At 44.6% G+C, this 1239-nt stretch carries 2 protein-coding genes and 1 pseudogene; 1 reads left to right on the forward strand and 2 read right to left on the reverse strand.

All coding sequences use genetic code 11. The features are described 5' to 3' along the window. Positions 1-360: pseudogene (locus tag R7E42_RS24605) on the reverse strand (alkaline phosphatase); the annotation flags it as partial. A 211-nt stretch (positions 361-571) separates the two neighbouring features. On the opposite strand from R7E42_RS24605, the gene R7E42_RS24610 reads away from it, so the two are divergent. Then, positions 572-916 (forward strand): HopJ type III effector protein, encoded by a 345-nt coding sequence (locus R7E42_RS24610; RefSeq protein ID WP_005498438.1) that lies wholly within the window; start codon positions 572-574, stop codon positions 914-916. 41 nt (positions 917-957) lie between these two features. On the opposite strand, the gene R7E42_RS24615 is transcribed toward R7E42_RS24610, so the two are convergent. Beyond that, positions 958-1239 (reverse strand): cysteine-rich CWC family protein (locus tag R7E42_RS24615; RefSeq protein WP_318073179.1); only part of this gene is annotated, 282 nt, incomplete at its 5' end.

Below are 1239 nucleotides of genomic sequence, written 5' to 3' on the forward strand. Positions count from 1 at the left end.
GATTTCAATACCTGCGGAAGTGCCCGCATCGGTTAGGTCAATAAAATCGGTTTGTGAAGGCGCACTGCTTTCGTTGAGCGACAACACATCCACACGTTTGGCTTGAGCATTGACCACGTAGAGTTTGTCCGTGCACGCATCATAGTTCACGATTTCTGCGGCAGAAGTATCAAACGGCGCATCGGCGATAGATGACCCAACAAACGTCAAACCTTGGATTGAGGTTTCCCCAACAGCAGGTGAACTGATCGGCTTACATTGTGCACTGAAAGATGCGATAACATCGTTCTGTTGCGATGAACACGCGATGGCGAGCGTCGATAACGCCATTGCACCTATTGCCTTAAGTGGGGTGGTCATGATATCTCCTTATCAATCCGATATACTGTCGCTCAATGCATGATTTTCAGATATCTATTCATTCACTGCAGTGGACGATAATAGAACATTGATTGACGTGTGATTTGGTAAGGCTCTGAATATATGTATGATTTATGACTCTTATATGGGCTTTTTATGAAACAAATGTGTCATTGGCGAGATTGCGATGGCATTAGGATTTGGAATGAAAATGGAACTACAACAATTTCTTGATGCGCTGGCATCGTCACCTGAAAAGATTGAATTTGAAACGACGATGGCGGTGATTGAAGACAATTACGATTTTACGCCCGCTGCATTTACGAATGGCAATACGCAAAATGACGCGAATGAAAACAACGGTTCGTGCAAAATTTTTGCATTCGGCTTATTGAACACTCTCGATAAAGAAGCGACGTTGGCGTGTTTTGGTCGTTTCTACCGTGAGGACGTACTGCTTCACCCAGAAAACAACGATCACCAAAATATCCGCAATTTCATGGTGACGGGGTGGGAAGGCATTCAATTTGAGACTTCTGCGCTTACCGCAAAATAGTTATCATTTTAGAATCGCGTTACATGAAGAAGCCAGTCGTATTATGCGACTGGCTTTTTTTCTAAACACTTGCGGCATAAACAAAGCTGATCGGGCTCCGGCTTAGGCAAGTCACGAGGCTCAATACCAAAACACCAACACGTTTCTTTTCCTGCCGCAATATCGCAGTGAGCTTGCGAATCGCATTCAGGACAGCGGTGGGTGGAATCTTCTCCGGTGATTTGCTCGATAATGGTTTCTCGTTGGAGTTCGGTTTTGTCTTTCCATTGGATGATTTCATCCATCGTTCGGTGACAGCCAGAACAAATTCCAGCGTTATTCTT

This window comes from Vibrio sp. Vb1337 (assembly GCF_033338715.1).
Classification (GTDB): domain Bacteria; phylum Pseudomonadota; class Gammaproteobacteria; order Enterobacterales; family Vibrionaceae; genus Vibrio; species Vibrio alginolyticus.

Coding starts and splice junctions, on each gene's coding strand:
- R7E42_RS24610 (WP_005498438.1), top strand. CDS start 572: ATGGAACTACAACAATTTCTTGATGCGCTGGCATCGTCACCTGAAAAG.